Origin of the sequence: Curtobacterium sp. B8, from assembly GCF_000333315.1 — a bacterium.
Lineage (GTDB): Bacteria > Actinomycetota > Actinomycetes > Actinomycetales > Microbacteriaceae > Curtobacterium > Curtobacterium luteum.
The window spans coordinates 1-22542 of record NZ_BACW01000028.1 but is presented as its reverse complement, the minus strand read 5'-3'; the positions used below and the strand labels follow the sequence as shown (position 1 = coordinate 22542).

Sequence of the window (22542 nt, the reverse complement as noted above, 5' to 3'; positions counted from 1 at the left end):
GCAGCACACCGGTGAGCGCGCCCGAACACTCCGGCAACGACCGCTCAGTAGGTTCGCCGCATGCGGGTGCGGACGTGCTGAGCCATCTCGCCGGGAGCGTCTACCGCCTCGGCGCCGCCGTCGAGCACACCGACGTCGTCGCCCGGCTCCTCGACGTCTACGTCGTCCGACGACAAGCGGTGGCCGGCGCGCAGGCCCAGGACGTCTCGGCGGTGCTCCGCGCGGTGGTCGGGGCCACGGTGCTCCGGGACACCGAACCGGCCGTGACGCTCGACGCGCTCGCGCTCGACCGGCACGAGCCCGCGTCCATCGCGAGCGCCGTCGCCGTCGCACGCGACAGCGCCCGGAGGGCTCGCGAGGTCGTCTCCACCGAGCTCTGGGACTGCCTCGACGTGACGAGGTCCCGGATGCCCCGCAAGGTCGGCGGTGACCGGGCTCACGACTTCCTCACCTGGGCGAAGGAGCGGAGCGCCCTGGCCGTCGGGGTCGTCGACGGCGACGCCAGCCGCGACGAGGTCTGGGCGTTCTTCACGCTCGGCCGCTCGATCACCCGCTGCCGGTCGACAGCGGCGCTGCTCGGGTCGGCGCTCCTCGACGACGAGTCCGCGGACTCCTGGTCGGACGCGCTGCGCGGGTGCGGCGCGCGCGAGGCGTTCCGCCGTGGGTCCCATCCCGAGGTCGAGCCGGCCGAGGCCGCGGCGTTCCTCCTCCTCGACACCAACAGCCCGCGTGCGCTGGCGTTCCTCGCGCACCGCGCCGCGGACGGCCTGGCCGGGGTGGCGCCGGCCTGCGTGGCCGAGCAGGTGGCCGGGTTCCGCCGGGCCGTCGCGGCCCTGGACGCGGTCGCACCGGGCGATGCGCTCGCGGCGCTCGCCGGGGTCACGGCGCAGCTGGCCTCCGCGGCGGCGGCCGTCGACGCCGCGCTCGAGGAGCGCGTCTTCCAGGCACCCGCTCCCGTCTCCTGACCCGGGTGCCGGACAGGTCCGTCCACCGGCCTGGAGGCGCGTGGCGGCGCCGCACCGTGCCTCCAGGCCGGCGGCGCGCACCGTCGGTCAGCGTGTGACGCGACCCGTCCGTCAGACGCCGCTGGACCGGTTGGCGACGGCTTCGTCGCGGGAGAGCTCCTGACGGAAGGCGGCGCGTGCCGCGCGCGGGCCGACGACCGGCACCGCGTGCGTCACCGCGAGGTGCAGTCGTGTGTCCGCGTCGTAGCGGAGGCGGAACCGCTCGAACCGGACGAGCCAGACCAGGGCGATCGCCAGGGCGACGAACCCGGAGGTCGCGCCGACCCCGATCGCCCACCGCGGTCCCCAGGCGTCCGCGATGGCGCCGACGATCGGCGCGCCGATCGGGGTGCCGCCCGCGAAGATCGCCATGTAGAGCGCCATCACGCGGCCGCGCATCGCGGGCTCGGTGGTGGTCTGCACGAGCGCGTTCGCGGTCGTCATGAAGGTCAGGGACGCGAGCCCCACGAACACGAGGACGACCGCGAAGCTCCAGTACGTCGGCGCGAAGGCGGCGGCGGTGCACGCGAGACCGAACCCGGCGGAGGCGATGACGAGCGTGCGCATCCGCGGGCGCTCCCGGCGTGCCGACAGCAGGGCGCCGAGCACGGAACCGATCGCCATGACCGAGTTGAGCAGGCCGAACTCGCCGGCGCCCCGGTGGAACTCGACCTTGGCCATCGTCGAGGTGAAGATCGGGAAGTTCACGCCGAACGTCCCCACGACGAAGATCATGCAGAGCACGACGATGATGTCCGGTCGGGTCCGCACGTAGCGGAAGCCCGCCACGATCTGGCCCTTGCCGCGCTTCGGCCGGACGCGCTCGGCGAGCTGTGCGGGGTCGACGAACCGCAGCGCGACGAGGACGGCCAGGAACGACCCGGCGTTGATCACGAACACCCAGCCGGAGCCGATCGCGGCGATGAGTACCCCGGCGACGGCGGGGCCGATGAGCCGGGCGGCGTTGAACGAGGCGGAGTTGAGCGCGACGGCGTTGGCGACGTCGCCGCCCTGCACGACGTCGGACACGAAGGCCTGGCGGACCGGGGTGTCGAACGCGGCGACGATGCCGAGTGCGAGGGCGAACCCGTAGAGCGACAACAGGGTCGCGGTGTGGGTGAGCACCATGACGCCGAGCCCGAGTCCGAGCGCGCCCATGAGGCCCTGGGTCAGCATGAGCACCGTGCGGCGGTCGAACCGGTCCGCGACGAGCCCGGTGAGGGGGAGGAGGAGCAGCTGCGGGCCGAACTGGAGGGCCATCGTGACGCCCACGGCGACGGCGTTGTTGTCGGACAGTTGGGTGAGGACGATCCAGTCCTGTGCCGTGCGCTGCATCCAGGTGCCGACGTTGGACACCAGGGCGCCGGCGAACCAGATGCGGTAGTTGCGTCCCGCCAGGGACCGGAACATGGCCGTCACTGTTGTGCGAGCCTCCTCATGATCTCGGTGGCCTCGGTGAGCGTCGCGCGCTCCGCCGGGGTGAGCGCCGTCAGACGCGGGGTGAGCCAGTCGTCGCGGCGCCGTCGGGTCTCCTCGACGAAGGCCGCGCCCGCTGCGGTCGCGCCGATGAGGACCTTGCGGCGGTCGTCGCCGTGCAGGTGCTTCGACACGAGGCCGCGGTCCATCAGGACGGCCACGGTCTTGGTCATCGACGGCGGGGTGACGCCGTCCTGCCGGCTGAGGTCGGCGAGGGTCATCGCCCCGTCGCGGTGGAGTCGGGCGAGGGCGGAGAACTGCGCGTCCGTGACGGTCGTGTCCGCCTTCTGGTTGCGCAGGGTCCGCGAGAGGCGGTTCACGGCGATCCGGAGGTCCGTCGCGAGCGACGGACGGGTGGCGAGGGCGGGCATGGTCGTTAGCCTATCAAATTAGTTCAGCGAACGAACTGGTTCCGCGCCGGGCGGACGGGAATGCGTGCCACCGGTGTACCGTTCGGACTGTAGACAACAGGTGTTGTTCAGAACGAAGGGAGCAGGAGCACATGTCCGAGTTCGAGGGCAAGGTCGCCGTCGTCACCGGTGGTGGCAGCGGCATCGGCGAAGCGATCGCGAAGGAGCTCGCCGCGGCGGGCGCAGCGGTCGTCGTCACCGACGTCAACGAGGACGCTGCGCGGCGCGTGGTGTCCGAGATCGAAGCGGCCGGCGGGACCGCGAGCGCGTTCGAGGCCGACTCCGCGCTCGCCGCCGACAACGAGCGGATGGTGCAGTTCGCCGTCGACACGTACGGCGCGCTCCACCTCGCCGTGAACAACGCCGGCATCGGCGCCGCTCCGCAGCCGATCGGCGAGTACGACGTCGCCGCCTGGGACCGCGTGCGTGCGGTGGACCTCGACGGCGTCTTCTACGGCCTCCGCTACGAGATCCCGGCGATGCTCGCTGCCGGCGGCGGGGCGATCGTGAACATGGCCTCCGTGCTCGGCTCGGTCGGCATCGCGCAGAACGCCGCCTACGTCGCGTCGAAGCACGCGCTCGTCGGGCTCACCAAGGTCGCCGCGCTCGAGTACACGGCGCAGGGCGTCCGCACGAACGCGGTCGGTCCGGGCTTCATCGACACGCCGCTCGTGCGGTCGTCGTTGTCGGCCGAGGCCCTCTCCGCCCTCGAGCAGGAGCACGCGGCCGGCCGGCTCGGCACCGACACCGAGGTCGCGGCGCTCGTGCTGTTCCTCCTGAGCGACAAGGCGTCGTTCATCAGCGGGAGCTACCACCTGGTGGACGGCGGCTACAGCGCCCACTGACGTGGGCAGACGGACGGGAGGCCCGGATCACGTGACCGGCGTCGGTCGCGTGATCCGGGCCTCCAGTCCGTCCGCGTCGCGGTGCGTCAGCGCGCCACCGCGACCGCATCGCGACTGATCGCCCCCTCGGGGAGCAGGGCGTGGACACCCCAGGTGCGGTTCGCGACCTGGGTGATGCGCATGCTCACCGCAACGCTCGCCATCGCGAGCGCCTCGGCGCGGCCGATGTCGAACAGGCCGGCGATCCAGTCCACCATCGCGTCGAGCGCGATCGTCGTGGCGGTGTTGAGGTCCGGGTCGAAGCCGAACGTGATCCGTCCGGCCGGGGTGTCCGCGTGGATGCCGGCGACCGGTGTCTCGTCGAGCAGCGACAGCGTCATCGTGGTGGTCATCCCGCACTCGATCGCCGTCCCGGACACCTCGCCGTCCCCCTGCGCCGCGTGGCCGTCGCCGACCCAGAGCAGGGCGTCCGGCACGGTGACCGGCAGGAACAGCGTCGACCCGGCGACGAGCTCCCGGCAGTCGACGTTGCCACCACCGACCGGCCGCGGGGGGATCGTCGAGTGCTCGCCTGTCGGCTCCGGCGGCAGTCCGACCACCCCGAGGAACGGCGCATTGCGGACCGCGAGGCCGAATTGGTTGGACGCGGTGCCCCGTCGATGTCGATCGACCACAGGAGCGGGCCGCGCGACTCCGTTCGACGAGACGAAGGCCCGGGTTGACGGGGGTGTCAACGCCGCCCGAACCCGTGTACCCCCAGTCGTCGGGGACGAGGTCGTCGAATTGCACCGCGAGCACTTGGCCCGAGCGTGGGCCCGCCACCGCGATCGGCCGACCAGGCAGTGGCCGCGTCGGGAGGGCAGGAGCGTCGGGACCTCGGCTCCGGGCTCCGACTGACGCTCGGTGTAGCCCGCCGCGCTCAGCGTCCGGACGGTGACCGTGTCCCCGGGGTCCACGCGCAGCACGGGTGGGCGTGCGGCGTCGAACACGTCGACGGCGGTGGCGGGCTTGGGGTCGATGCGGAGGGTGCTCACGAGCCGATCCTTGCAGGCCGGCCGGGCCCTACTGGTGGGCAGTGCTTACCCGTCCGCGAGTGCATGACCACGACCCCGCTGGAGCCTGCGGAGTCGATCGAAGTGGAGCACGCCCTACAGGAGACGCTGGACGCCATGCGCGACGCTGAGGACCTCTCCCGTCTCCTGGAGCGCCTGACGTCGCTGAAGGAGAGGCGCGATGCCCTTCGCTCCGCTCCCGTGGAACCGATTTTGGAGGTCATCGAGACGGGCCGCACCTTCGCGGACTCCTGGGCCGCCGCAGAAGGCGACGTCGCTGCCCAGGGGTCACTCCTCGCGGACGGCGTGGCAGCCGTCCTCGTCGCTCCTGGCCGTGCTGGTCGGCGTCCGTTCGCGATGGAGCGTGACTCCCTGTTCCGAATGCGGCCGCCCCTCCCGGCCGGCTCCTACGCCAACCTCGTGACCTGTTCGCCCAGATGCTGAATGCATCGTCACCGACGCCTCCGTCCGGCCCCTCCGCCGCCCGAGTTCGTGAGGCCCTGGCGCTCCTGGACGCCGAGGACGCGGGCCAGTGACGGCCGCCCCGGACTCGGCCCTAGTCACAAACGACGGCGTCCCCATCCGTGTCGCCTCCTCTGCGGCAACAAGCGAGCATCGACGGCGGTCGCTCCTCCGCGAGCAAGCGGCCCAGCGGTGCACCGCGCCCGCGACCGCCAGACGTTCTAAGCGGCAGCGCTTCGCATTCGACATTCTCAAGGGATACGGCGCCGCCTGCGCGGCCTGCGATCTGGCAATCTCGCAACTCCTCCACGCGGCGCATCTAGGCGCGAAGAAGGAGCGCGGCAGCGACGACGCGCGCAATGGCCTGCAGCTCTGCGCAAACCACCACCTCGCGTTCGAAGCGGGCATCTGGAGCATCGATCCGGCAGGCACGGCGTTGGGGGCGAAGGCCGCAGGCCACAGCCTGCCCGCTCTCGGCATCACGAGGAGCAACCTGCCCCACCTGCCGGCGCAACGCGCCCGGACGCACTTGCGCACGTACGGAAAGCCTGGTCAACGGCGATGGCGCAGACACCGCGGGCCCTCAGCCCTGGGGAGGGACCTCCTGCCCGGGGTCACAGTGCACCGAATCGGCATAGCCCCTCACGGTATGGACGGGCACAGGAGTCGCGGCGCGACGCAATCCTGCTTACAGGTCCATGCCTTCCAGGAACCGTCTCGCTTCTTCATCGTTGCGGCGACCCTCCTCGCGGTAGGAATCCCCGACCGAGCGAAGGGCTCCGGCAGTCCTCGGATGAGTCGCCTCGACGCGGGCCGCCCACTGGTCGTACTGCCGCGCCAACTCGTATTCCTGCTTGCCGCCATCGGTCATCCCGCGCGAAGTGACGCCTCGCTTGTTGTGCAGACCGATGATAAATCCCCGCTCGAATCGATCGTTAGGGGCGGCCTCCAGGACGTTCCTGATTGCACGCGCGGGGAACGTCTCGTCGCTCTCGCGCGGCGAATGTGCGAAGACCTCACCGATCTGCAACTCGCCGAGCTCGAGGCGGCCGGCCTCATCGAGCCGAGCACGCACGTCCCGGAGCCAGGCTTCCAACCCCTCCTGCTCGACGACGCCGTCGTCATTCGTACCGGGCACCACGCGCCACTCCCGGAGGAACCGATAGGCGTTCGCGGCCAGTTCCGGGCTTACCCGCGGACCCTCAGCTTCGTCCCCCTGACTGGAGCGTTTGAACGCGTATTCGATGAGTTGGACGAAGGACGCCGGGTCCCGCGCCACAAGGCGCTGAAGGGACGTTGCCCGGGATTCGTCATGCAACGCGGGGAGGAACTTCCACTCCAATCGCGCGAGGACCGTTTCATCAACATTATGCGAACGCAGGTAGTCGAGGAGGGTCGTGAGGTCATGCTCGGAGACACGGCCGACTTCAGGGTCTTCGACGTTCCCGAAGCTGTTCAGTGCCTCCACTACGACGTCTACCTCAACCGCATCGCGCCTCGCGTAAAGGCTCAAAGCGTCAACCGCCATCGCAGCCCTGCCATGTCGCAAGAGTTGTTTTGCCGCTTCACTAGTGTGAGGAAAGTCAGCGCCTCGTCCGTACGGCGCAAACTCCGCCCAATACGCGCTGTCAACCTCTTCAGGCAGGTCGGCGAGCGTGGCCCAGGCGTCCTGAACGTCGTCAAGAGTCAAAAGCAGCCGGGCCTGTGCCACGGGCCGCCCGTCGAACCCCTTCAACCACTGGCGAACCATGGTTGCCTGCCCAGCGCCGCGGGTACGCGCGAACCCATCGGCGAACTGGACGAGGGAAGTGTCATCACTATCGAGCAGGGACAGTGCCTCCAAGTCGAGCTCTCCGTCCGACCGTGCAAGCGCGGAGCCCACGGCCCACGGGAGTTTCACGACCTGAGCCAGCGCGGTCACGGCGGGGAACCCCTCCTCCGCGATGATCTGCGATACTGCGCGTTCGCGCGCGCGGTCGATTTCCTTTCCGCGTGCCTCATAGTCATCTCGGAAAGAAGCGCCGAGGTCTGGGTGCCAGTCATCGAATAGCCATTGGTGCTGCTCACTAGCGCGGACAGGACGCACGCGCGCTGCGATAGCCGACAGGCTCGTGAGCCACTCTTCGCCGACGAACCAGTCCGCTTCCGGGAACTCGCGGTGCCGACGAATGAATTCTTCGAGGGCGCTCCAGATGGCTCTGGACTTATCTTCTTCGAGACCGTCTGTGTCGAGCTCCTGGAGATAAGCAATTGCGGTGGTGCGGCTGGCTTCAGGCAGCCGGTCGAACTCTGGAATGACCTCGGTCCAGCGCGCCGGCTCGGTCACCGCGAGATGGAGCACGCGTTCAGCGACCGCCTCCACCACTCCGAAGTACTCGCTGTGCGTAACGGCGCGGTCGCCTACACCCGCCCAATCGCGGAAGCGCGGCTTATGGGTGGGCATGCCCACGGCGTGATGCTCGGGCAGGAGCGACAGCATCAGTTTCCACGTCACGTCCTCGTGACGTTCCAACAACGCGTCTAGCGTCATGATTCGCGTTTCGACGGGCGCGGACGTCTGCGGCAGCCAGGGACGGAAAATGGCCTGGAGGCTGCTAGCCGGTCGATTCGACAACCTGCCGCCGGGGTCCAACTCGGCCAGCCGAGCAAGGATCTCTGAGGCGAAACCTACGTGTCGACTCGACCATGCGATGCTTTCCAAAGCCCAGAGAAGGCCCGTGTGCGGACTGCTGACGTGCCATGAGTCGCTCTGGTCCTGGAACAACTTCGCTAGCAGAGGGTCGTCGCCACTGATTGCCTCGGCGGCCGACCGCAGAAAGACGTCCGGTGCCGCCTCCGCCAGGAGCGGAAGTACGTCCTCAATGGACGCCCAGAGTTGCCCGGAAGGGTCTTCGTTGGCCCGTCGCAGCAGGCTCCAGACCACACGCTCCGCCCACTGTCGCGCCGACCTGCCGCCGGCAAGGCGCGCCTCGTCCCCATGACTACCCAGCAGAGCGATCGATCGCGCCAAGCCCTTCCGGAGGTCCGTCGAATGGACACGGACCTTGCCGTAGATGCCAGCAGTCCAGCGCTCATCGGGAAGCAGTTCCAGACTGGGGTCCACAGCGGCCAGCACCGTCTGCACTGCTCGCTCAAGGGCTTCGAGGTCGGCCTCTCGAACGGCGTGACGGGCAGTTTTCCAGGAGTCCTCAGGTGAAACCACGGCCCAGGTTGAGCCCACTCGCGTGAAGAGGGGATCGGGCTGACGAATCAAGCTTTGGAGGCGCTCCTCAACGTCGTCCGGGGAGCCTCCTGTGAGTGCTTCAAGCACCTCCACGTCGCCGCTGCGTAGGTGGCTCCAAGCACCAGCCAGCCATGCCCGGCGCACCATACGATCCGAAAGGTCGTCGGCCCACTCATCAGGGTCCGGCTGCCCCGACTTGGCGGATACGCGCTGCAGAGCCAACAAACTCTTGTTGCCCGCTCTGACGTACCTGCCCAAGTCCGCGTCGGCCACTCCGGCATCCCGTAGCGCGGCTTCCAGCGTCAGGTGGTCGAGGGGCGGAAGTTCGATGGTTGCGTCGCCCTCGGTAACCACGAACACCACGTGGTGGTTTGCAATCTGTTGCGCTTCGCGCTGCAAGTGTTCCTCGTACGGGAGGAGGATCAGTAGTCGCGAGGCGCTGTCCAAGCGCCGAAGCGTGATCCCGTCGTGAACCAGGAGAGACCGGGAAAGCATCGGCTCGGCGGTATCGGGCTCCAGGGCCAACATCGCGCAGGCGGCGAAGGCGAGTCCGTCGTCAACGCTTGCCGCCTTGATGAAGGTCTTTCCAACGTCCGGCGAGAGACGCCGCAGCAGTTCCGCCGCTTCGTTCTCGCGACCAGCGAGTACGACGGCCGGAGTCAGCCGCGGGTCGAATCCTCCGGAGAAGCGACGCCACCAGTCTTCGATGGTCACTGCGCCAAGAGCGGGCATGTCGAGCAGTTCGGAAAGCCAGATACGAACCGCCGCCGCCTCTTCTAGCGCTTGCTCGATGTCATCCGCGTCGAGGACTCGAACGTCCTTCCACTTGCCCTCTTCGCGGCGCTTCTGTTCCCAATCCTTCTTCTTGCGCCATCGCCGCGGCGTGACAAACACGAACGTGGTTGTGGCCATGTCAACGCCAAGCGGGTCCGCCGTCCGCGTCTTGTAGTCGGCGGTGGCCTTGCCCGCAGGGTCCTTATCGACTCCCATCTCCCAGACGCTCAACCCATCCGGAACGAAAGAGGTCGCCCGGGTGGCCTCCACGACTCCGTCGTACCCAGGAAGTCCGACGCCCTCCCCGCCTCGCATTTCGACACGCTGAACCTGGTCGTTCTCGTGGCGTATCAGGCGACGCACCAGCCTGGGCAGGTCGGACTGCGCAGACCGTTGATCGGCCCAACGCACCACATCTGTGCCATCCGCCAGATGCGGAAGTCCGTATCCACTGCCCATGTACCTGCGCCTCCTGCCCTGAGACTAGGCGACGGCTGCGACGCCCGCTCGGCACCAGTTGCGCTGATTGGTGAGTCCGGGAAGGCCGGGGCGGTGGCGGGCGAGGCGTCGATGCGGTGGGAGGTCGCCCGGTGATCCTCGCACCAGCTCGGTCTTGGCAGGCAGGGTTCAGCTGTGGAACTGCGGGATGGTCAGCCAGATCCCGAACGACACCGCAGCGCCGCACACCGCGAAGCACGTCCACGCACCGACCACCGCGGCGGCGGGCGTGTGCCCGGAGCGCGGGGTCTCCTCCGAGTACTGCGTCCGCTCGCCGCCCGCGTCGACCGGCTGCCCCGTCCCGAGCAGCCGCAGCCCGAGCGTGTAGAGGAGCACCACACCCACCGCTGCGACGAACCCCACCCACGCGACCGTCGCGATCGCACCGAAGTCGATGTCCATCTCGTCCTCCGATCAGGCGGCCACCGGCTGCGACGCCGGCTGGTCCTCGTTGACGTTGTCCTGCGTCACCGGTTTGCGGCGCGCCAGGACGAAGAAGCCGATCCCGGCCGCGAGGGCCAGCACGGCGACGACCACCAGCCCGATGGTCGAGGTCGCCGCGACCGCGGTGGCGAGGGCGCCGACCACCGCAGCGGCGGGCAGCGTGATGACCCACGCGACCACGATCCGGCCGACGACCGACCAGTGCACGTCGGCGAGCTTCTTGCCGAGTCCGGACCCGATCACCGAGCCGCTCGTCACGTGCGTCGTCGAGAGGGCGAACCCGAGGTGCGACGACCCAGGATCGTGGCCGCCGAGCTCGCCTCGGCGGCGAAACCCTGCGGCGACTGCACGTCCGAGATCTTCTTGCCGACGGTGCGCATGATGCGCCCACCGCCCATGTACGTCCCGAGCCCGATCGCGAGCCCGCACGCCAGGATCACCCAGAGCGCCGGCCCCGCTGCCCGGACGGCTGTAGTTCCGCGGCGACGAGGGTCAGGGTGATGACGCCCATCGTCTTCTGCGCGTCGTTCGTGCCGTGGGCGAGCGAGACGAGCGACGCGGAGATCGTCTGGCCGTGCCGGAAGCCGGTCGCGGCACCGTGCGTGGTCGCGTTCTTCGTCAGGGAGTACGCCAGGTAGGTCGCGACGAGCGCGATGACGCCCGCGATGACCGGGGAGAGCAGGGCCGGCAGCACGACCTTCGACACGACGGTCGCCCAGTCGACGGAGTTGAGCCCGGCGCCGATGATGGACGCGCCGATGAGGCCGCCGAACAGTGCGTGCGTGGACGACGACGGCAGGCCGAAGTACCACGTGGCGAGGTTCCAGAGCACGGCGCCGACGAGTCCCGCGAAGATCATGACCGGGGAGATGTGGATGCCGTCCTGGCCCTCGCGGATGATGCCCTGCGAGACGGTCTTGGCGACCTCGGTGGAGAGGAACGCGCCGACCACGTTGAGGACGGCGGAGATGAGCACGGCGGTCCGGGGCTTGAGGGCTCCGGTGGCGACCGAGGTGGCCATGGCGTTCGCGGTGTCGTGGAAGCCGTTCGTGAAGTCGAACACGAGGGCCACCACGATCACCAGCACGACGGTGACGAGGACGTCCATGCGCGACAACGGTAGGCCGGCTCGGAACCCGCTGCGTGAACGCCAGGTGAACACGTCACGGAACCCGTGCGGCGCCCGGCCGTCTGCGAGGATGCAGAGGTGCCGACCTTCTCCGCAGCCCGAGGGGACTCCTCGTTCACCGACGCGCACGGCGTCGAGATCGTCTACTCCACCTGGCGTGCCGGCAAGCCGAAGGGCATCGTGCAGATCGCGCACGGCGTCGGCGAGCACTCGCTGCGGTACGAGCCGCTCGCGCAGGACCTCGTCCGCGCCGGGTGGACGGTGGTCGCGAACGACCACCGCGGGCACGGCCGCACCGGGCTCGCGCAGTGGGACGGCGACCACGCCAGGCTCGGCCGGCTCGGACCCGGGGGCCTGCGGGCAGCCATCGCCGCGGTCGAGCAGCTGACCGCCCTCGCCCGGGAGGACACGCCGGGGGTGCCGCTCGTGCTGCTCGGGCACTCGTGGGGGTCGCTCATGGCGCAGCGGATCGTGAACACGTCGAGCGCGCGCTACGACGGGATCGTGCTCTCCGCCACGGCGTACCGGCTGCCCGGGTGGATGAACAGCGGCGACCTGAACGCCCGGTTCGCCGGGTCCGGTCCGACGAAGTACGAGTGGATCAGTCGCGACCGGGCGGTGATCGACGCGATCGGGCTGGACCCGCTCGCGGTCGAGGCCGACGTCATCAAGCTCTTCGGTCTCCCGGACACCCTGCGGCTGCTCGGGGTGCCGCGTCGGGGCATCCCGCACGACCTCCCGATGCTGCTGCAGGTCGGATCCGACGACACCCTCGGCGGCCCACGGTCCGTCGAGCGCCTGGCCCGGGCGTACCGGACGCGCGGGAAGCTGTCGGACGTCGAGGTCCGGGTCTACGAGGGCGCACGGCACGAGGTCTACAACGAGATCAACCGGGACGAGGTGGTCGGGGACCTGCTCGGGTGGCTGGGGCGCGCGGTCGCGCGCTGACGCGGACGGGAGGCCCGTGGCGGGCCCGCCACGCGCCTCCAGGCCGTCGCGTCGCGGCGTAGGCTCGTCGCGTGCACGGTGAGTACAAGGTCCCAGGCGGGAAGCTGGTCGTCGTCGACCTCGAGGTCGTCGACGGGAAGATCCGCGAGTTCCGGCTCGCCGGCGACTTCTTCCTCGAGCCCGACGACGCGCTGCCGCTCATCGACCAGGCCGTGGACGGCCTGCCCGCCGCGACCGACGCAGCCGGCATCGCCGCTGCCGTGCGGGGTGCGCTGCCCGACGGGGCGCAGCTCCTCGGCTTCACGCCGGAGTCCGTCGGCGTCGCGGCCCGCCGGGCGCTCTCGCGGGCGTCGTCGTGGCTGGACCACGACTGGGAGGTCATCCACGAGGGGCCGATCTCCCCGAACGAGCACCTCGCGCTCGACCAGGTCCTCACGGAGGAGGTCGGCGCAGGTCGCCGCGGACCGACCCTCCGCATCTGGGAGTGGGATGAGTCCGCCGTCGTCATCGGGTCGTTCCAGTCCCTCCGGAACGAGGTCGACCCCGAGGGTGCCGCGAAGTACGGCGTGCAGGTCGTCCGTCGCATCTCCGGCGGCGGCGCGATGTTCATGGAGGCGGGCGCGATCATCTCGTACTCGCTGTACGTGCCGGCCGACCTCGTGCAGGGCATGACCTTCGCCGACTCCTACGCCTACCTCGACGAGTGGGTGATCGAGGCGCTGAAGTCGCTCGGCATCGACGCGTACTACCAGCCGCTCAACGACATCACCTCGGCGAAGGGCAAGATCGGCGGGGCCGCCCAGAAGCGCCTCGGCACCGGTGCCGTGCTGCACCACGCGACCATGAGCTACGACATGGACGGCCAGAAGATGGTCGAGGTGCTCCGGATCGGTCGCGAGAAGATGAGCGACAAGGGCACGACCTCGGCGGCGAAGCGGGTCGACCCCCTGCGGTCGCAGACCGGCCTGTCCCGGGCGGAGATCATCGACCGCCTCGTCGACACGTTCACGAAGCGCTACGGGGCGCACGAGGGGCACGTGACCGAGGCCGAGCGGCAGCGGGCGCACGAGCTCATCGAGACGAAGTTCGCGACGAAGGAGTGGCTCGAGCGGGTGCCGTGAGCTCGGGCTCGCCGCAGTCCCGCTCCGCTCGGTCCCGCTCGGCTCGAGCCGGCTCGCCTCGGTCCGGCTCGCCTCGGTCCGGCTCGCCTCGGTCCGGTTCGGAGAGGACGTGCGCGAGCCCACGGACGAGGAGCGCGCGACTCCGGTCCGTCGCCGCACCGTCGGGGTCGCCCACGGAGGACCGTGTCAGGCCGTCGACCACGGCGATGACCGCGTCGGCCGCGTCCGGTGTCGGCACCGCGAGCACGATCCCGTGCGCGGCCGACCACCGGTCGAGGCCCGCAGCCACCGCGTCGCGCCAGAGCCGTCGTTCCGCGTCGACCAGCGCGCCGTCGCCGTCCGGGTCGAGGCCGCTGCTGCTCACGGCCTCCAGCAGCCGGAACCGCTCCGGTTCGCTCCGCACGAGGTCGATCCACGCGCCGACCGCGGCGTCCAGCGCACCCCGGACGTCGTCGTGGGCGTCGGCGGCGGCGAGCACCCGGGGGAGGGACGCCCGGGCCTGCCGCGCGAGCAGCGCGACGACGAGGTGGCGTCGAGCCCCGAACACGTAGTGCACCACGCCGTGGGCGACCCCGGCCCGGGCGGCGACCGCCCGCGTGGTCAGCCCGGGCAGGCCGTCGTCCCGGACGACGAGGGCGGCCGCGTCGAGCAGCTCCTCGCGGCGGTCGGCGCGACTGCGGTACCCGCGCGGTCCCTCGTCCTCGGTCATCACAGGAAGCGTACGGCGCATGTGCAGCACCACCCGGCAGGATCGTGATCTGGCCATGTGGCCGAATACGGGAGGAGTCGCCATGCAGATCGTCGTCCGTGCAGCAGCAGATCACGAGGTCGAAGCCGCCGCACCCGTCCTGGCCGAGGCGTTCGCGGAGGATCCGGTGCTCGCCGAGATCCGGCCCGGTCGCCCGGGGGAGGGACCGGACCGCCGTGCTCGGCCGGCTCTTCTCGGCGCTGGTCCGGTCGGTCCCGCCGCACGCCAGGGCGCTCGACGTCGCGGTGACCGGCGACCGTGTCGTCGGCGCGGCGTTCTGGCAGGCGCCGCTCCCGCACCGTGGTGGACTGCGGGCGTTCGTGTCCCAGGTGCCCGAGCTCGTCCGGGTCCTCGGGATCGCGGGCGGTCTGCGGGCGCTCGCGCACCTCCGTCGGATGGAGCGTGCCCGTCCGGACGCGCCGCACTGGTACCTGGCCGAGATCGGGGTGTCCGCCGCAGCGCGCGGCCAGGGCGTCGGCGGGATGCTCCTCGAGCACGCGCTCGACCGGGTGGACCAGCGCGGGCAGCACGCCTACCTCGAGTCGTCGACCCCGGACAACCGGCGGCTGTACCGACGGCACGGCTTCGGCGACGGAGCACCGATCACGGGCTTCCGGGCGGCGGCGCCGGTGTCGATGTGGCGGCCCGCGGTGACGTGACGCGCAGTCGTGCAGCAGGCCGGGCAGGGGCGGGGTCGCCGGGCCGGGACAGGGTCGGCGGCCCGGGAGGGGGGAACCGGGCCGCCGCTCGACCAGTCTCGGTGTCCTCCCCAAGAACGACGTGTGTGGATCAGGAGAATCCCCCGCGCGGCTGATGTCGCCGCCACCGGTCCGACGTACCGTCGTACGCGTGAACTGGTTGATCCTCCTGGGGGCGGTGGCCGCCGCGGTCGTCGCGATGTGGATCGCCGATCGCGTGGGATGGATCGACCTGTCGAACAAGGCCACGCGGAGCGGTGGGTCCGGTGGGGTCGTCTCGATGATGGACGAGGTGTTCGCGCCGACCCGCCACGAAGCCCAGGCCGAGTACGAGCGGCAGTCGCGGCTCCCGCGGGAGGCGCCGACGCCGGCGGACGACGACCACGACCTCCTCAGCGGGCACGTCCTCATCAAGCTCCCCGGCGGACCGCGCGAGGTCCGCGCCGGCACGCACGACCGCACGTACTAGGCACGCGCGGCTCCGGCCGCGGTTCGCCGTCAGCGCGCCGTGAGCTCCTGGTAGTCCGGGTGCCGCTCGATCCACGCCTTGACGTAGCTGCAGAGCGGTACGACGGTCCGAGACGAGTTCGCCCGCACGTCGTCGAGCGCCGCCTGCACCAGGATCGACGCGTGGCCGCCGCCGCGGTGCTCGGGGTCGACCTCGGTGTGGGTGAAGCGGATCTCCTCGTCGTCCAGCTCGTACGCCGCGAAGCCGATCACCTCGCCGTCCTCGACCAGGGAGTACTGCTGCTGCGCGGTGTCGTTCCGTACCTCGGGTGTCGCCATGAATCGACGCTACGCCCGGACCGCCGGTGCGCGACCTGTGAGTCCGTCGTCGTGCGCGAGGATGGACCCGTGCACGACGACCGCGGACCGGACCGGGTGGTCCACGGGGACAACCTCGAGGTCCTCGCGACGCTCGACGACCGCTCCTTCACGCTCGTCTACCTCGACCCGCCGTTCAACACCGGCCGCAAGCAGCGTCGGCACGCGAGCACCGCGGTCCGGAGCGCCGACGTCGACGCCGACTCGGCACGCGGCCGGCGCGAGCGGGTCACGGGCTTCCGCGGCAGCTCGTACGAGCGGGTCCGGGGTGACCTGCTGCGCTTCGACGACCGCTTCGACGACTACTGGTCGTTCCTCGAACCGCGGCTGCTCGAGGCGTGGCGGGTCCTGGCCGACGACGGCACGCTCTACCTCCACCTGGACTACCGCGAGTCGCACTACGCGAAGGTCCTCCTCGACGCGCTGTTCGGCCGCGACTCGTTCCTCAACGAGCTCGTGTGGGCGTACGACTTCGGCGCGAAGGCGAAGACACGCTGGCCGACGAAGCACGACACGATCCTGGTCTACGTCAAGGACCCCGACCGGTACCACTTCGACTCCGCGGCCGTCGACCGCGAGCCGTACATGGCGCCGGGTCTGGTGACGCCGGAGCAGCGGGAGCGCGGCAAGCTCCCGACGGACGTCTGGTGGCACACGATCGTGTCCCCGACGGGCCGTGAGAAGACCGGCTACCCGACGCAGAAGCCCGAGGGCATCCTGCGGCGCATCGTCCAGGCGTCCTCGCGGGAGGGCGACTGGGTGCTCGACTTCTTCGCCGGCAGCGGTACGACCGGTGCGGTCGCCGCCGCGCTCGGCCGCCGCTACGTGCTGGTCGACGACAACGCGACCGCGATCGAGGTCATGCGCCGGCGCCTGCCCGGCGCGACGTTCTCCGCCGTCGGCTGACGGCGGAGGACGTCGGGTTCGTCACTCGGCGGAGTGGCGGCCGTGCGGGTGGTCGCCCTGGACCGGCCGGGAGGCTCGGATCGCCTCGACCGGATCGTCCTGCGTCGACGCCGAGGTCGCGTCCACGTCCGTCGCCGTCGGCTCCGCCGCGGGTGCGGCGTGCGCCGGGCGGGTCCGGATGGCGCCCGTCGTGGTCGGCGGCTCGTCGACGGGGGCGGCGGCCGAGTGTGCCCCGTGGGTCGTGGCACCGGGGAGCGGTGCCCGCGTGTCGGTCGTGCCCGGCGACACGGGAGCCGAGCGTCCGTCCGACGCGACCGGCGTGGCGGGGGAGGCCGCGCCTCCCGGCCGGTCACGCGTCGGGACGGTCACGTCCGGCGAGGTCGGGACCACCGGGACGGATCCGGTGTGCGGCGTGACCAGCGAACCCGTGTTCGCAGCGGCCTGCTGTGCGTCGGCGGCGAGTCGGTCGCTGTCGTCCTTCGCGGCGTTCGCCTGCTCCTGGAGGGCCGAGACCTTCCGGAGCGGCGGGACCCGGAAGAACCAGGTGAGCACGAACGCCAGGAGGATGACGCCGAGGCCGACGGAGTAGACCGTGACGGCCGAGCTGCTGAAGCCGACGAGGAACGACCGCGTGAGTCGCGGGTCGGCGCCGTTGAGGAACGACGTGTCGCTGGTGGTGGAGGAGCTCGTCGAGCTCGTCGACCCCTTCTCGAGCTGCTTCTTGATCGTCGGCGCGACCTCGTCGACGACGTTCTTCCGCTGCGTGGCGTCCGCGTAGTCGACCTGGAGCGTGCCGTCCACGACGTCGGCCTTCGCCTTGGCGGCGACGGTCTCGAGGGCTTGCTGCTCGGCGTCGGACTTCGCCGCGGCGACCTGCTGCGCGATGACGGTGTCCGCGGACGAGGCGGGCACCTGGCCGGCGGCGACCGCCTGCTCGACCTTCGCGGTGACCTGCTTCGTGACGGCGGCGTCGGCGGCCTCCTTGGCCTGGACGGCGGCCGAGTTCAGCTGGTCCTGCACGTTCGACTGGATGGGGTCGACGATCTTGTTCCAGATCTGGTCCATGACGGCCTTGTTCTCCGAGGCGTTCGCGACGGAGGGCGTGAGGGCCGCGTTGAGGCTGGACTTCAGCGTGGTCTCGTTCTGCAGGGCCGTGGTGATGTTCGTCGGCATGAGCGAGAACAGGACCGACAGCAGCACGGCGGTGCCCATCGTGCCGCCGATCTGGCGGAAGAAGGTCGCGGCGCTCGTCGCGACCCCGATGTCCCGCGGCGAGACCGAGTTCTGCGCGGCGAGCGTCAGGGTCTGCATGAGCTGCCCGAGCCCGAGGCCGATCCCGAACATGCCGAGCATGAGGAACCACAGCGGGCTGTCCGCCGTCAGGAACGTCAGGACGGTGAACCCGATCGCGGTGAACGCCGTGCCGGTGACCGGGAAGACCTGGTACTTGCCGGTGCGCGAGATGATCTGGCCGGACGCGATCGAGGCGATCATCAGGCCGAGGACCATCGGCAGCATCGAGAAGCCGGACTCGGTGGGGGTGACGCCCTTCACGATCTGCAGGTACAGCGGGATCGTGAGCATCGCGCCGAACATGCCGAAGCCGACGAGGACGCTGAGGACCGCGGCCATCGAGAACACGCGCGAGTGGAACAGCTTCAGCGGCAGGATCGCGTCGTCGCCCATCGCACGCTCGACGATCACGAACGCGATCAGACCGGCGGCACCGATGCCGTAGCAGGCGAACGCGCCGGGGGAGCTCCAACCCCAGTCACGGCCCTGTTCGGCGATGAGGAGCAGCGGCACGAGGGTGACGATGACGAGCGCCGCGCCCCACCAGTCGATCCGCGGCTTGCCCCGGTCGCCGAACTTCGGCAGGTGCAGGAACGTCAGCACCATGACGAGCGCGATCACGCCGATCGGGACGTTGATCAGGAACACCCAGCGCCATCCCGCGATGAAGACGATCTCGTTCGCGCCGGCGAACAGGCCGCCGACGAGCGGGCCGATCACGGAGGAGATGCCGAACACGGCGAGGAAGTAGCCCTGGTACTTCGCGCGCTCGCGGGGAGCGAGCATGTCGCCCATGATCGCCAGCGGGAGCGACATGAGACCGCCGGCGCCGAGGCCCTGCAGCGCGCGGAACCCGGCGAGCATGAGCATCGAGGTCGAGAAGGACGCGAACAACGACCCGACGATGAAGATGCCGATCGCGGTGAGGAACAGCGGGCGTCTGCCGAAGATGTCGGAGAGCTTGCCGTAGATCGGTGTCGTGATCGTCGACGCGATCAGGTAGCCGGTCGTCACCCACGCCTGCTGGTCGAGCCCGTGCAGGTCGTCGCCGATCGTGCGGATCGCGGTGCCGACGATCGTCTGGTCGAGGGCACCGAGGAACATGCCGGCCATGAGGCCGTAGATCACCAGCAGGATCTGCCGGTGGTTCATCACGGCGTTCGAGGACGTCGTGGGAGCCGCGGGTGCGGTCGCGGTCTGGGTCATGAGCAGGTCTCCCGGAAACTTTGCGCTGCGTGCAAAGTTACAACCTCCGCAAGGCGGAGGTCCGCCCGGAGTCCGTTCCTGAGTGGATCGGCAGTCCTCCGGCTGCTGCCGATCAGCCGGAGGCTGCGCCCGGTTCCCTGCGGCCGCGTCGGGTGCGGCCGTCGTCAGGCGCCGAGTGCGGCGTCGACGATCTCCTTGGCCTCGCGCTGCACCTGCTCGAGGTGCTCCTGCCCGACGAAGCTCTCCGCGTAGATCTTGTAGACGTCCTCGGTGCCCGACGGACGTGCGGCGAACCAGGCGTTCTCCGTCACCACCTTGACGCCGCCGACCGCCGCGTCGTTGCCCGGGGCCCGCGACAGCTTCGCCGTGATCGGGTCGCCGGCGAGCGTGTCGGCCGTGATGGCGTCGCCGTCGAGCTTCGACAGCCGCGCCTTCTGGTCCTTGCTCGCGGCGGCGTCCACGCGCTGGTACACGGGGGCGCCGAAGCGCTCCGTGAGCTCGGCGTAGAGCTGCGACGGGGTCTTGCCCGTCACGGCGATGATCTCCGACGCGAGGAGGGCGAGGATGATGCCGTCCTTGTCGGTCGTCCACGCGGTGCCGTCCTTCCGGAGGAAGCTCGCGCCGGCGGACTCCTCGCCGCCGAAGGCCACCGAGCCGTCGATGAGACCGGGGACGAACCACTTGAAGCCGACCGGGACCTCCCACAGGCGGCGACCGAGCGACTCGGCGACGCGGTCGATGATGCTCGACGACACGAGCGTCTTGCCGATGGCGGCGTCCTCGCGCCACTCCGGCCGGTGGGCGTAGAGGTACTCGATCGCGACCGCGAGGTAGTGGTTCGGGTTCATCAGGCCGCCGTCCGGCGTCACGATGCCGTGCCGGTCGGAGTCGGCGTCGTTGCCCGTGAGGACGTCGAACTCGTCCTTCCGCGCGACCACGGAGGCCATGGCGCTCGCGCTGGACGGGTCCATGCGGATCTTGCCGTCCCAGTCGAGCGTCATGAACGCCCAGGTCGGGTCGACCTCGGGGTTCACCACCGTGAGGTCGAGGCCGTAGTGGTCGCGGATGCGCTCCCAGTAGGGCAGGGAGGCGCCGCCGAGCGGGTCGGCACCGATCTTCACGCCGGCGCGCTTGATCGCGTCGATGTCGATGATGTGCTCGAGGTCGGCGACGTACGAGTCGAGGTAGTCGTAGCCCTCCGCCGCGGTCGCGTCCTGTCGGCGGACCTCGGCGTTCCCGCCCGCGATGATCGCGTTCGCACGGTCGGCGATCCAGGAGGTGGCGTCGCTGTCGGCCGGGCCGCCGTGCGGGGGGTTGTACTTGAAGCCGCCGTCGCGGGGCGGGTTGTGGCTCGGCGTGATGACGATGCCGTCCGCGGTGTCCGGGTTGCCCGCACGGTTGTAGGCGATGATCGCGTGGCTCAGGGCCGGGGTCGGGACGAAGCCGTCCTGCGCGTCCGCGAGGACCCGGACGCCGTTGGCGGCGAGCACCTGGAGCGCGGTCTGCTCGGCGGGTGCCGAGAGGGCGTGGGTGTCGCGGCCGATGAACAGCGGGCCGTCGGTGCCCTGTTCGGCGCGGTACTCGACGATGGCCTGCGTGATCGCGGCGATGTGGGTGTCGTTGAACGCGGTGTCGAGGGACGAGCCGCGGTGGCCGGAGGTGCCGAACACCACCTTCTGCTCGGGGATCGACACGTCCGGGACGCGCTCGTGGTACGCGGCGAGCAGGGCGTCGAGGTCGACGAGGTCGTCGGCGGTCGCGGGGGTTCCGGCGCGGTCGTTCATGTGCCCATCCTGGCACCCGCTCCCCTCCGGCGTCCGAGGGTGTGTCGTGGACCGGGAACGGCACGAGCGGCCGCCCGGCCGGGTCGGTAGGGGGAGACGACCCGGGGGCGACCGCTCGCGGTCTGGGGGAGTCCGGCGCTCAGGCGGTGCGGAACGAGCCCGTCGCGGTGCGGAGCGAGCCGGTGGACGTGCGGAGCGAGCCCGTGGCCGTGCGCACCGATCCGGTCGCCGACGTCCGGCGGGTCGCCTGTGCGTCGACGAAGCGCCCGAGCCGTCCGGTCACGGGGACGCCCGTGTAGGTGCCGAGCGCGCGCCGGGCCGTGGTGCCGGTGAAGGTGCCGCGCTCGTCACGTCGCGCGGTACCGCTCACGAACGAGCCGCCGAGGGGGGAGTCGATGTGCTGCATGACCCCGACTCTACCGTTCTTTCTTGCATCATGCAAAAGAACGTCAGGCGATGAGCTCGCAGAACGTGCGTCCCTCGGCGGTCCAGCTCTGGCGTGCGAGCAGGCCTGCGTCGGCGGCGTGGGCGTGCAGGGCGTCGAGCCCGACCTCGGCCCACGGGAACGCGGCGCTCTCGTGGCCGTCGGTGTCGACCACGCGGGCCGTGTACGTCCGGTCGGCGGTGCGGTCGGGGTTCGTCTCGACGAGCACCCGCCCGCCGAGTCGGACGATCGCGCGACACCGGGCGAGCAGCGCCGTCGGGTCCCCGCCGATGCCGATGTTCCCGTCGATGACGAGTGCGGTGTCCCAGTGGCCCTCGTCGGGGACCGGGTCGAAGACGGAGCCCTGCACGGCGTGACCACCGGAGCGCCGGGCGATCGCGACCGCCTCGGCGGAGACGTCCACACCGAGCGACGGCAGGCCGACGGCACGTGCGGCGACCAGCATCCGGCCCGGGCCGCACCCGATGTCGATGACGGGACCGTCGGCGTCGTCGAGCAGGGAGCGGTCGACCCGGTCGGCCGCGGCGCTCCAGCGACCGACGTCCATCGTCACGACGGTGCCCGGCCGGCTGGGGTCGGTGAGGCGGAGTCGGCCGTCCGAGCGGAGGGCCCGCGCGTACGGCTCGCCCCCACCGGCCCCGAAGGTCATCGGTGCGTGCATGGTCATCGGACACCTCCGGAGGTCGTGCGTTCGGCGGTCAGGGCCGCGGCGAACGCGGAGCCCGGAGCGAGTGCGGCCACGCGGTCGGCGTCGGCGATCTCGTCCACGTCGAGGAGCGGCACGAGGTCGTCCACGTCGAGGCCGGCGTCCACGAGCCGGGCGCGCTGCACCGCACCGGTGTCCGCTCGGGACATCGGCACACCGCGGATGAGGGACCCGTCCGGGTCGTGCATGTACAGCGACCAGAAGCCGCCGTCCTCGGCCGGGCCGAACCAGGCGTCCCGCTCGGGGTGCTCGAACACCGGCGCGACGTCGGCCGGGCGGACCTGCGGCGTGTCCATGCCGACCAGGAGGAGCGGGCCCTGCACGGCGTCGAACAGCGTGCCGAGGCGCGCGTCGAGGTCACCGCCGGGCTGCGGCAGCACGTGGAAGCCCTCGGCTGCGTCGGGGACGACGTCGCCGTCGAAGAACAGGATGCGCCGGGCGGCGGGCAGTGCGCGGACCGTGGCGAGCGTGTCGGCGAGGCTCGCTGCCGCTACGCGTGCGGCACCCTCGGGCCCGAGCGCCGGGATGAGCCGCGTCTTCACCCG

At 70.7% G+C, this 22542-nt stretch carries 20 protein-coding genes and 2 pseudogenes; 9 read left to right on the top strand and 13 right to left on the bottom strand.

All coding sequences use genetic code 11. From position 1 onward, the window contains the following. Window positions 1-965 (top strand): alpha-E domain-containing protein (locus I59_RS00925; protein ID WP_222834975.1); only part of this gene is annotated, 965 nt, incomplete at its 5' end. Between the two features lie 111 nt (window positions 966-1076). On the opposite strand, the gene I59_RS00920 is transcribed toward I59_RS00925, so the two are convergent. Beyond that, window positions 1077-2414 carry an MFS transporter gene (locus I59_RS00920; protein WP_217504126.1) on the bottom strand — a complete coding sequence of 446 codons (1338 nt, stop codon included), beginning with the start codon at window positions 2412-2414 and terminating at the stop codon, window positions 1077-1079. Window positions 2415-2419: 5 nt separating this feature from the next. Continuing rightward, on the bottom strand, window positions 2420-2851 hold the full coding sequence (locus I59_RS00915; protein WP_022902265.1) for a MarR family winged helix-turn-helix transcriptional regulator: 432 nt from the start codon (window positions 2849-2851) through the stop codon (window positions 2420-2422). A 131-nt stretch (window positions 2852-2982) separates the two neighbouring features. On the opposite strand from I59_RS00915, the gene I59_RS00910 reads away from it, so the two are divergent. After that, on the top strand, window positions 2983-3735 hold the full coding sequence (locus I59_RS00910) for an SDR family NAD(P)-dependent oxidoreductase (protein WP_022902264.1): 753 nt from the start codon (window positions 2983-2985) through the stop codon (window positions 3733-3735). An 86-nt stretch (window positions 3736-3821) separates the two neighbouring features. On the opposite strand, the gene I59_RS18805 is transcribed toward I59_RS00910, so the two are convergent. Next, window positions 3822-4769 carry an acetamidase/formamidase family protein gene (locus tag I59_RS18805; protein ID WP_261976480.1) on the bottom strand — a complete coding sequence of 316 codons (948 nt, stop codon included), beginning with the start codon at window positions 4767-4769 and terminating at the stop codon, window positions 3822-3824. A gap of 63 nt (window positions 4770-4832) precedes the next feature. Here I59_RS18805 and I59_RS00900 point away from each other — a divergent pair, with 63 nt between their 5' ends. Further along, on the top strand, window positions 4833-5231 hold the full coding sequence (locus I59_RS00900) for a hypothetical protein (RefSeq protein WP_022902263.1): 399 nt from the start codon (window positions 4833-4835) through the stop codon (window positions 5229-5231). 88 nt (window positions 5232-5319) lie between these two features. Next, window positions 5320-5658 (top strand): annotated as a pseudogene (locus tag I59_RS23780) (HNH endonuclease); the annotation flags it as partial. A 279-nt stretch (window positions 5659-5937) separates the two neighbouring features. Here I59_RS23780 and I59_RS22465 read toward each other — a convergent pair. From I59_RS22465 to I59_RS18800, 3 genes and pseudogenes are all read right to left on the bottom strand, one after another. Next, window positions 5938-9705 carry a hypothetical protein gene (locus tag I59_RS22465; RefSeq protein WP_187289769.1) on the bottom strand — a complete coding sequence of 1256 codons (3768 nt, stop codon included), beginning with the start codon at window positions 9703-9705 and terminating at the stop codon, window positions 5938-5940. Window positions 9706-9873: 168 nt separating this feature from the next. Further along, the gene (locus I59_RS00890) at window positions 9874-10146 is read right to left on the bottom strand and encodes a hypothetical protein (protein ID WP_022902261.1); all 273 of its coding nucleotides are present in this window, start codon (window positions 10144-10146) and stop codon (window positions 9874-9876) included. Between the two features lie 12 nt (window positions 10147-10158). Beyond that, window positions 10159-11296: pseudogene (locus tag I59_RS18800) on the bottom strand (anion permease). 99 nt (window positions 11297-11395) lie between these two features. On the opposite strand from I59_RS18800, the gene I59_RS00880 reads away from it, so the two are divergent. Both I59_RS00880 and I59_RS00875 read left to right on the top strand, forming a co-directional pair. Next, window positions 11396-12265 carry an alpha/beta hydrolase gene (locus tag I59_RS00880; RefSeq protein ID WP_022902260.1) on the top strand — a complete coding sequence of 290 codons (870 nt, stop codon included), beginning with the start codon at window positions 11396-11398 and terminating at the stop codon, window positions 12263-12265. 71 nt (window positions 12266-12336) lie between these two features. Beyond that, window positions 12337-13386 (top strand): biotin/lipoate A/B protein ligase family protein, encoded by a 1050-nt coding sequence (locus tag I59_RS00875; protein WP_022902259.1) that lies wholly within the window; start codon window positions 12337-12339, stop codon window positions 13384-13386. Here I59_RS00875 and I59_RS20515 read toward each other — a convergent pair. Beyond that, window positions 13337-14095: a TetR family transcriptional regulator gene (locus tag I59_RS20515; protein ID WP_022902258.1), complete on the bottom strand. Its 759-nt coding sequence runs from the start codon at window positions 14093-14095 to the stop codon at window positions 13337-13339. The two genes, I59_RS00875 and I59_RS20515, sit on opposite strands and share 50 nt — an antisense overlap. A gap of 215 nt (window positions 14096-14310) precedes the next feature. Here I59_RS20515 and I59_RS18795 point away from each other — a divergent pair, with 215 nt between their 5' ends. Further along, window positions 14311-14793, top strand: a complete 483-nt coding sequence (locus I59_RS18795; protein ID WP_261976479.1) for an N-acetyltransferase — start codon at window positions 14311-14313, stop codon at window positions 14791-14793. A gap of 190 nt (window positions 14794-14983) precedes the next feature. After that, the gene (locus I59_RS00860) at window positions 14984-15301 is read left to right on the top strand and encodes a hypothetical protein (RefSeq protein WP_022902257.1); all 318 of its coding nucleotides are present in this window, start codon (window positions 14984-14986) and stop codon (window positions 15299-15301) included. 29 nt (window positions 15302-15330) lie between these two features. Here I59_RS00860 and I59_RS00855 read toward each other — a convergent pair whose 3' ends face one another. Continuing rightward, window positions 15331-15618, bottom strand: a complete 288-nt coding sequence (locus I59_RS00855) for a GNAT family N-acetyltransferase (protein ID WP_022902256.1) — start codon at window positions 15616-15618, stop codon at window positions 15331-15333. Between the two features lie 69 nt (window positions 15619-15687). Between I59_RS00855 and I59_RS00845 the strand changes: the two genes are divergently transcribed. Then, window positions 15688-16563, top strand: a complete 876-nt coding sequence (locus tag I59_RS00845) for a site-specific DNA-methyltransferase (protein ID WP_022902254.1) — start codon at window positions 15688-15690, stop codon at window positions 16561-16563. 21 nt (window positions 16564-16584) lie between these two features. Here the strand turns inward: I59_RS00845 and I59_RS00840 are convergent, their stop codons facing one another. The 5 genes from I59_RS00840 to I59_RS00820 form a co-directional block, all read right to left on the bottom strand. Beyond that, a complete protein-coding gene (locus tag I59_RS00840) occupies window positions 16585-19062 on the bottom strand; it encodes an MDR family MFS transporter (protein WP_022902253.1) in 2478 nt (825 codons plus the stop codon). Window positions 19063-19226: 164 nt separating this feature from the next. Beyond that, on the bottom strand, window positions 19227-20846 hold the full coding sequence (gene pgm / locus I59_RS00835) for a phosphoglucomutase (alpha-D-glucose-1,6-bisphosphate-dependent) (protein WP_022902252.1): 1620 nt from the start codon (window positions 20844-20846) through the stop codon (window positions 19227-19229). A 139-nt stretch (window positions 20847-20985) separates the two neighbouring features. Next, on the bottom strand, window positions 20986-21252 hold the full coding sequence (locus I59_RS00830; protein WP_022902251.1) for a hypothetical protein: 267 nt from the start codon (window positions 21250-21252) through the stop codon (window positions 20986-20988). Between the two features lie 43 nt (window positions 21253-21295). Beyond that, a complete protein-coding gene (locus I59_RS00825) occupies window positions 21296-21958 on the bottom strand; it encodes a bifunctional 2-polyprenyl-6-hydroxyphenol methylase/3-demethylubiquinol 3-O-methyltransferase UbiG (protein ID WP_022902250.1) in 663 nt (220 codons plus the stop codon). Next, the coding region (locus I59_RS00820) for a DUF2064 domain-containing protein (RefSeq protein WP_022902249.1) at window positions 21955-22542 on the bottom strand (588 nt) is incomplete at its 5' end. The genes I59_RS00820 and I59_RS00825, both read right to left, overlap by 4 nt.

What these genes read in the sequence shown, in the direction of transcription:
- I59_RS00915 (WP_022902265.1), bottom strand. Translation starts at nt 2,851, where the DNA reads ATGCCCGCCCTCGCCACCCGTCCGTCGCTCGCGACGGACCTCCGGATC.
- I59_RS00910 (WP_022902264.1), top strand. Translation starts at nt 2,983, where the DNA reads ATGTCCGAGTTCGAGGGCAAGGTCGCCGTCGTCACCGGTGGTGGCAGC.
- pgm (WP_022902252.1), bottom strand. Translation starts at nt 20,846, where the DNA reads ATGAACGACCGCGCCGGAACCCCCGCGACCGCCGACGACCTCGTCGAC.
- I59_RS00900 (WP_022902263.1), top strand. Translation starts at nt 4,833, where the DNA reads ATGACCACGACCCCGCTGGAGCCTGCGGAGTCGATCGAAGTGGAGCAC.
- I59_RS00825 (WP_022902250.1), bottom strand. Translation starts at nt 21,958, where the DNA reads ATGACCATGCACGCACCGATGACCTTCGGGGCCGGTGGGGGCGAGCCG.
- I59_RS20515 (WP_022902258.1), bottom strand. Translation starts at nt 14,095, where the DNA reads ATGACCGAGGACGAGGGACCGCGCGGGTACCGCAGTCGCGCCGACCGC.
- I59_RS00830 (WP_022902251.1), bottom strand. Translation starts at nt 21,252, where the DNA reads ATGCAGCACATCGACTCCCCCCTCGGCGGCTCGTTCGTGAGCGGTACC.
- I59_RS00840 (WP_022902253.1), bottom strand. Translation starts at nt 19,062, where the DNA reads ATGACCCAGACCGCGACCGCACCCGCGGCTCCCACGACGTCCTCGAAC.
- I59_RS00920 (WP_217504126.1), bottom strand. Translation starts at nt 2,414, where the DNA reads ATGTTCCGGTCCCTGGCGGGACGCAACTACCGCATCTGGTTCGCCGGC.
- I59_RS22465 (WP_187289769.1), bottom strand. Translation starts at nt 9,705, where the DNA reads ATGGGCAGTGGATACGGACTTCCGCATCTGGCGGATGGCACAGATGTG.
- I59_RS00855 (WP_022902256.1), bottom strand. Translation starts at nt 15,618, where the DNA reads ATGGCGACACCCGAGGTACGGAACGACACCGCGCAGCAGCAGTACTCC.
- I59_RS00890 (WP_022902261.1), bottom strand. Translation starts at nt 10,146, where the DNA reads ATGGACATCGACTTCGGTGCGATCGCGACGGTCGCGTGGGTGGGGTTC.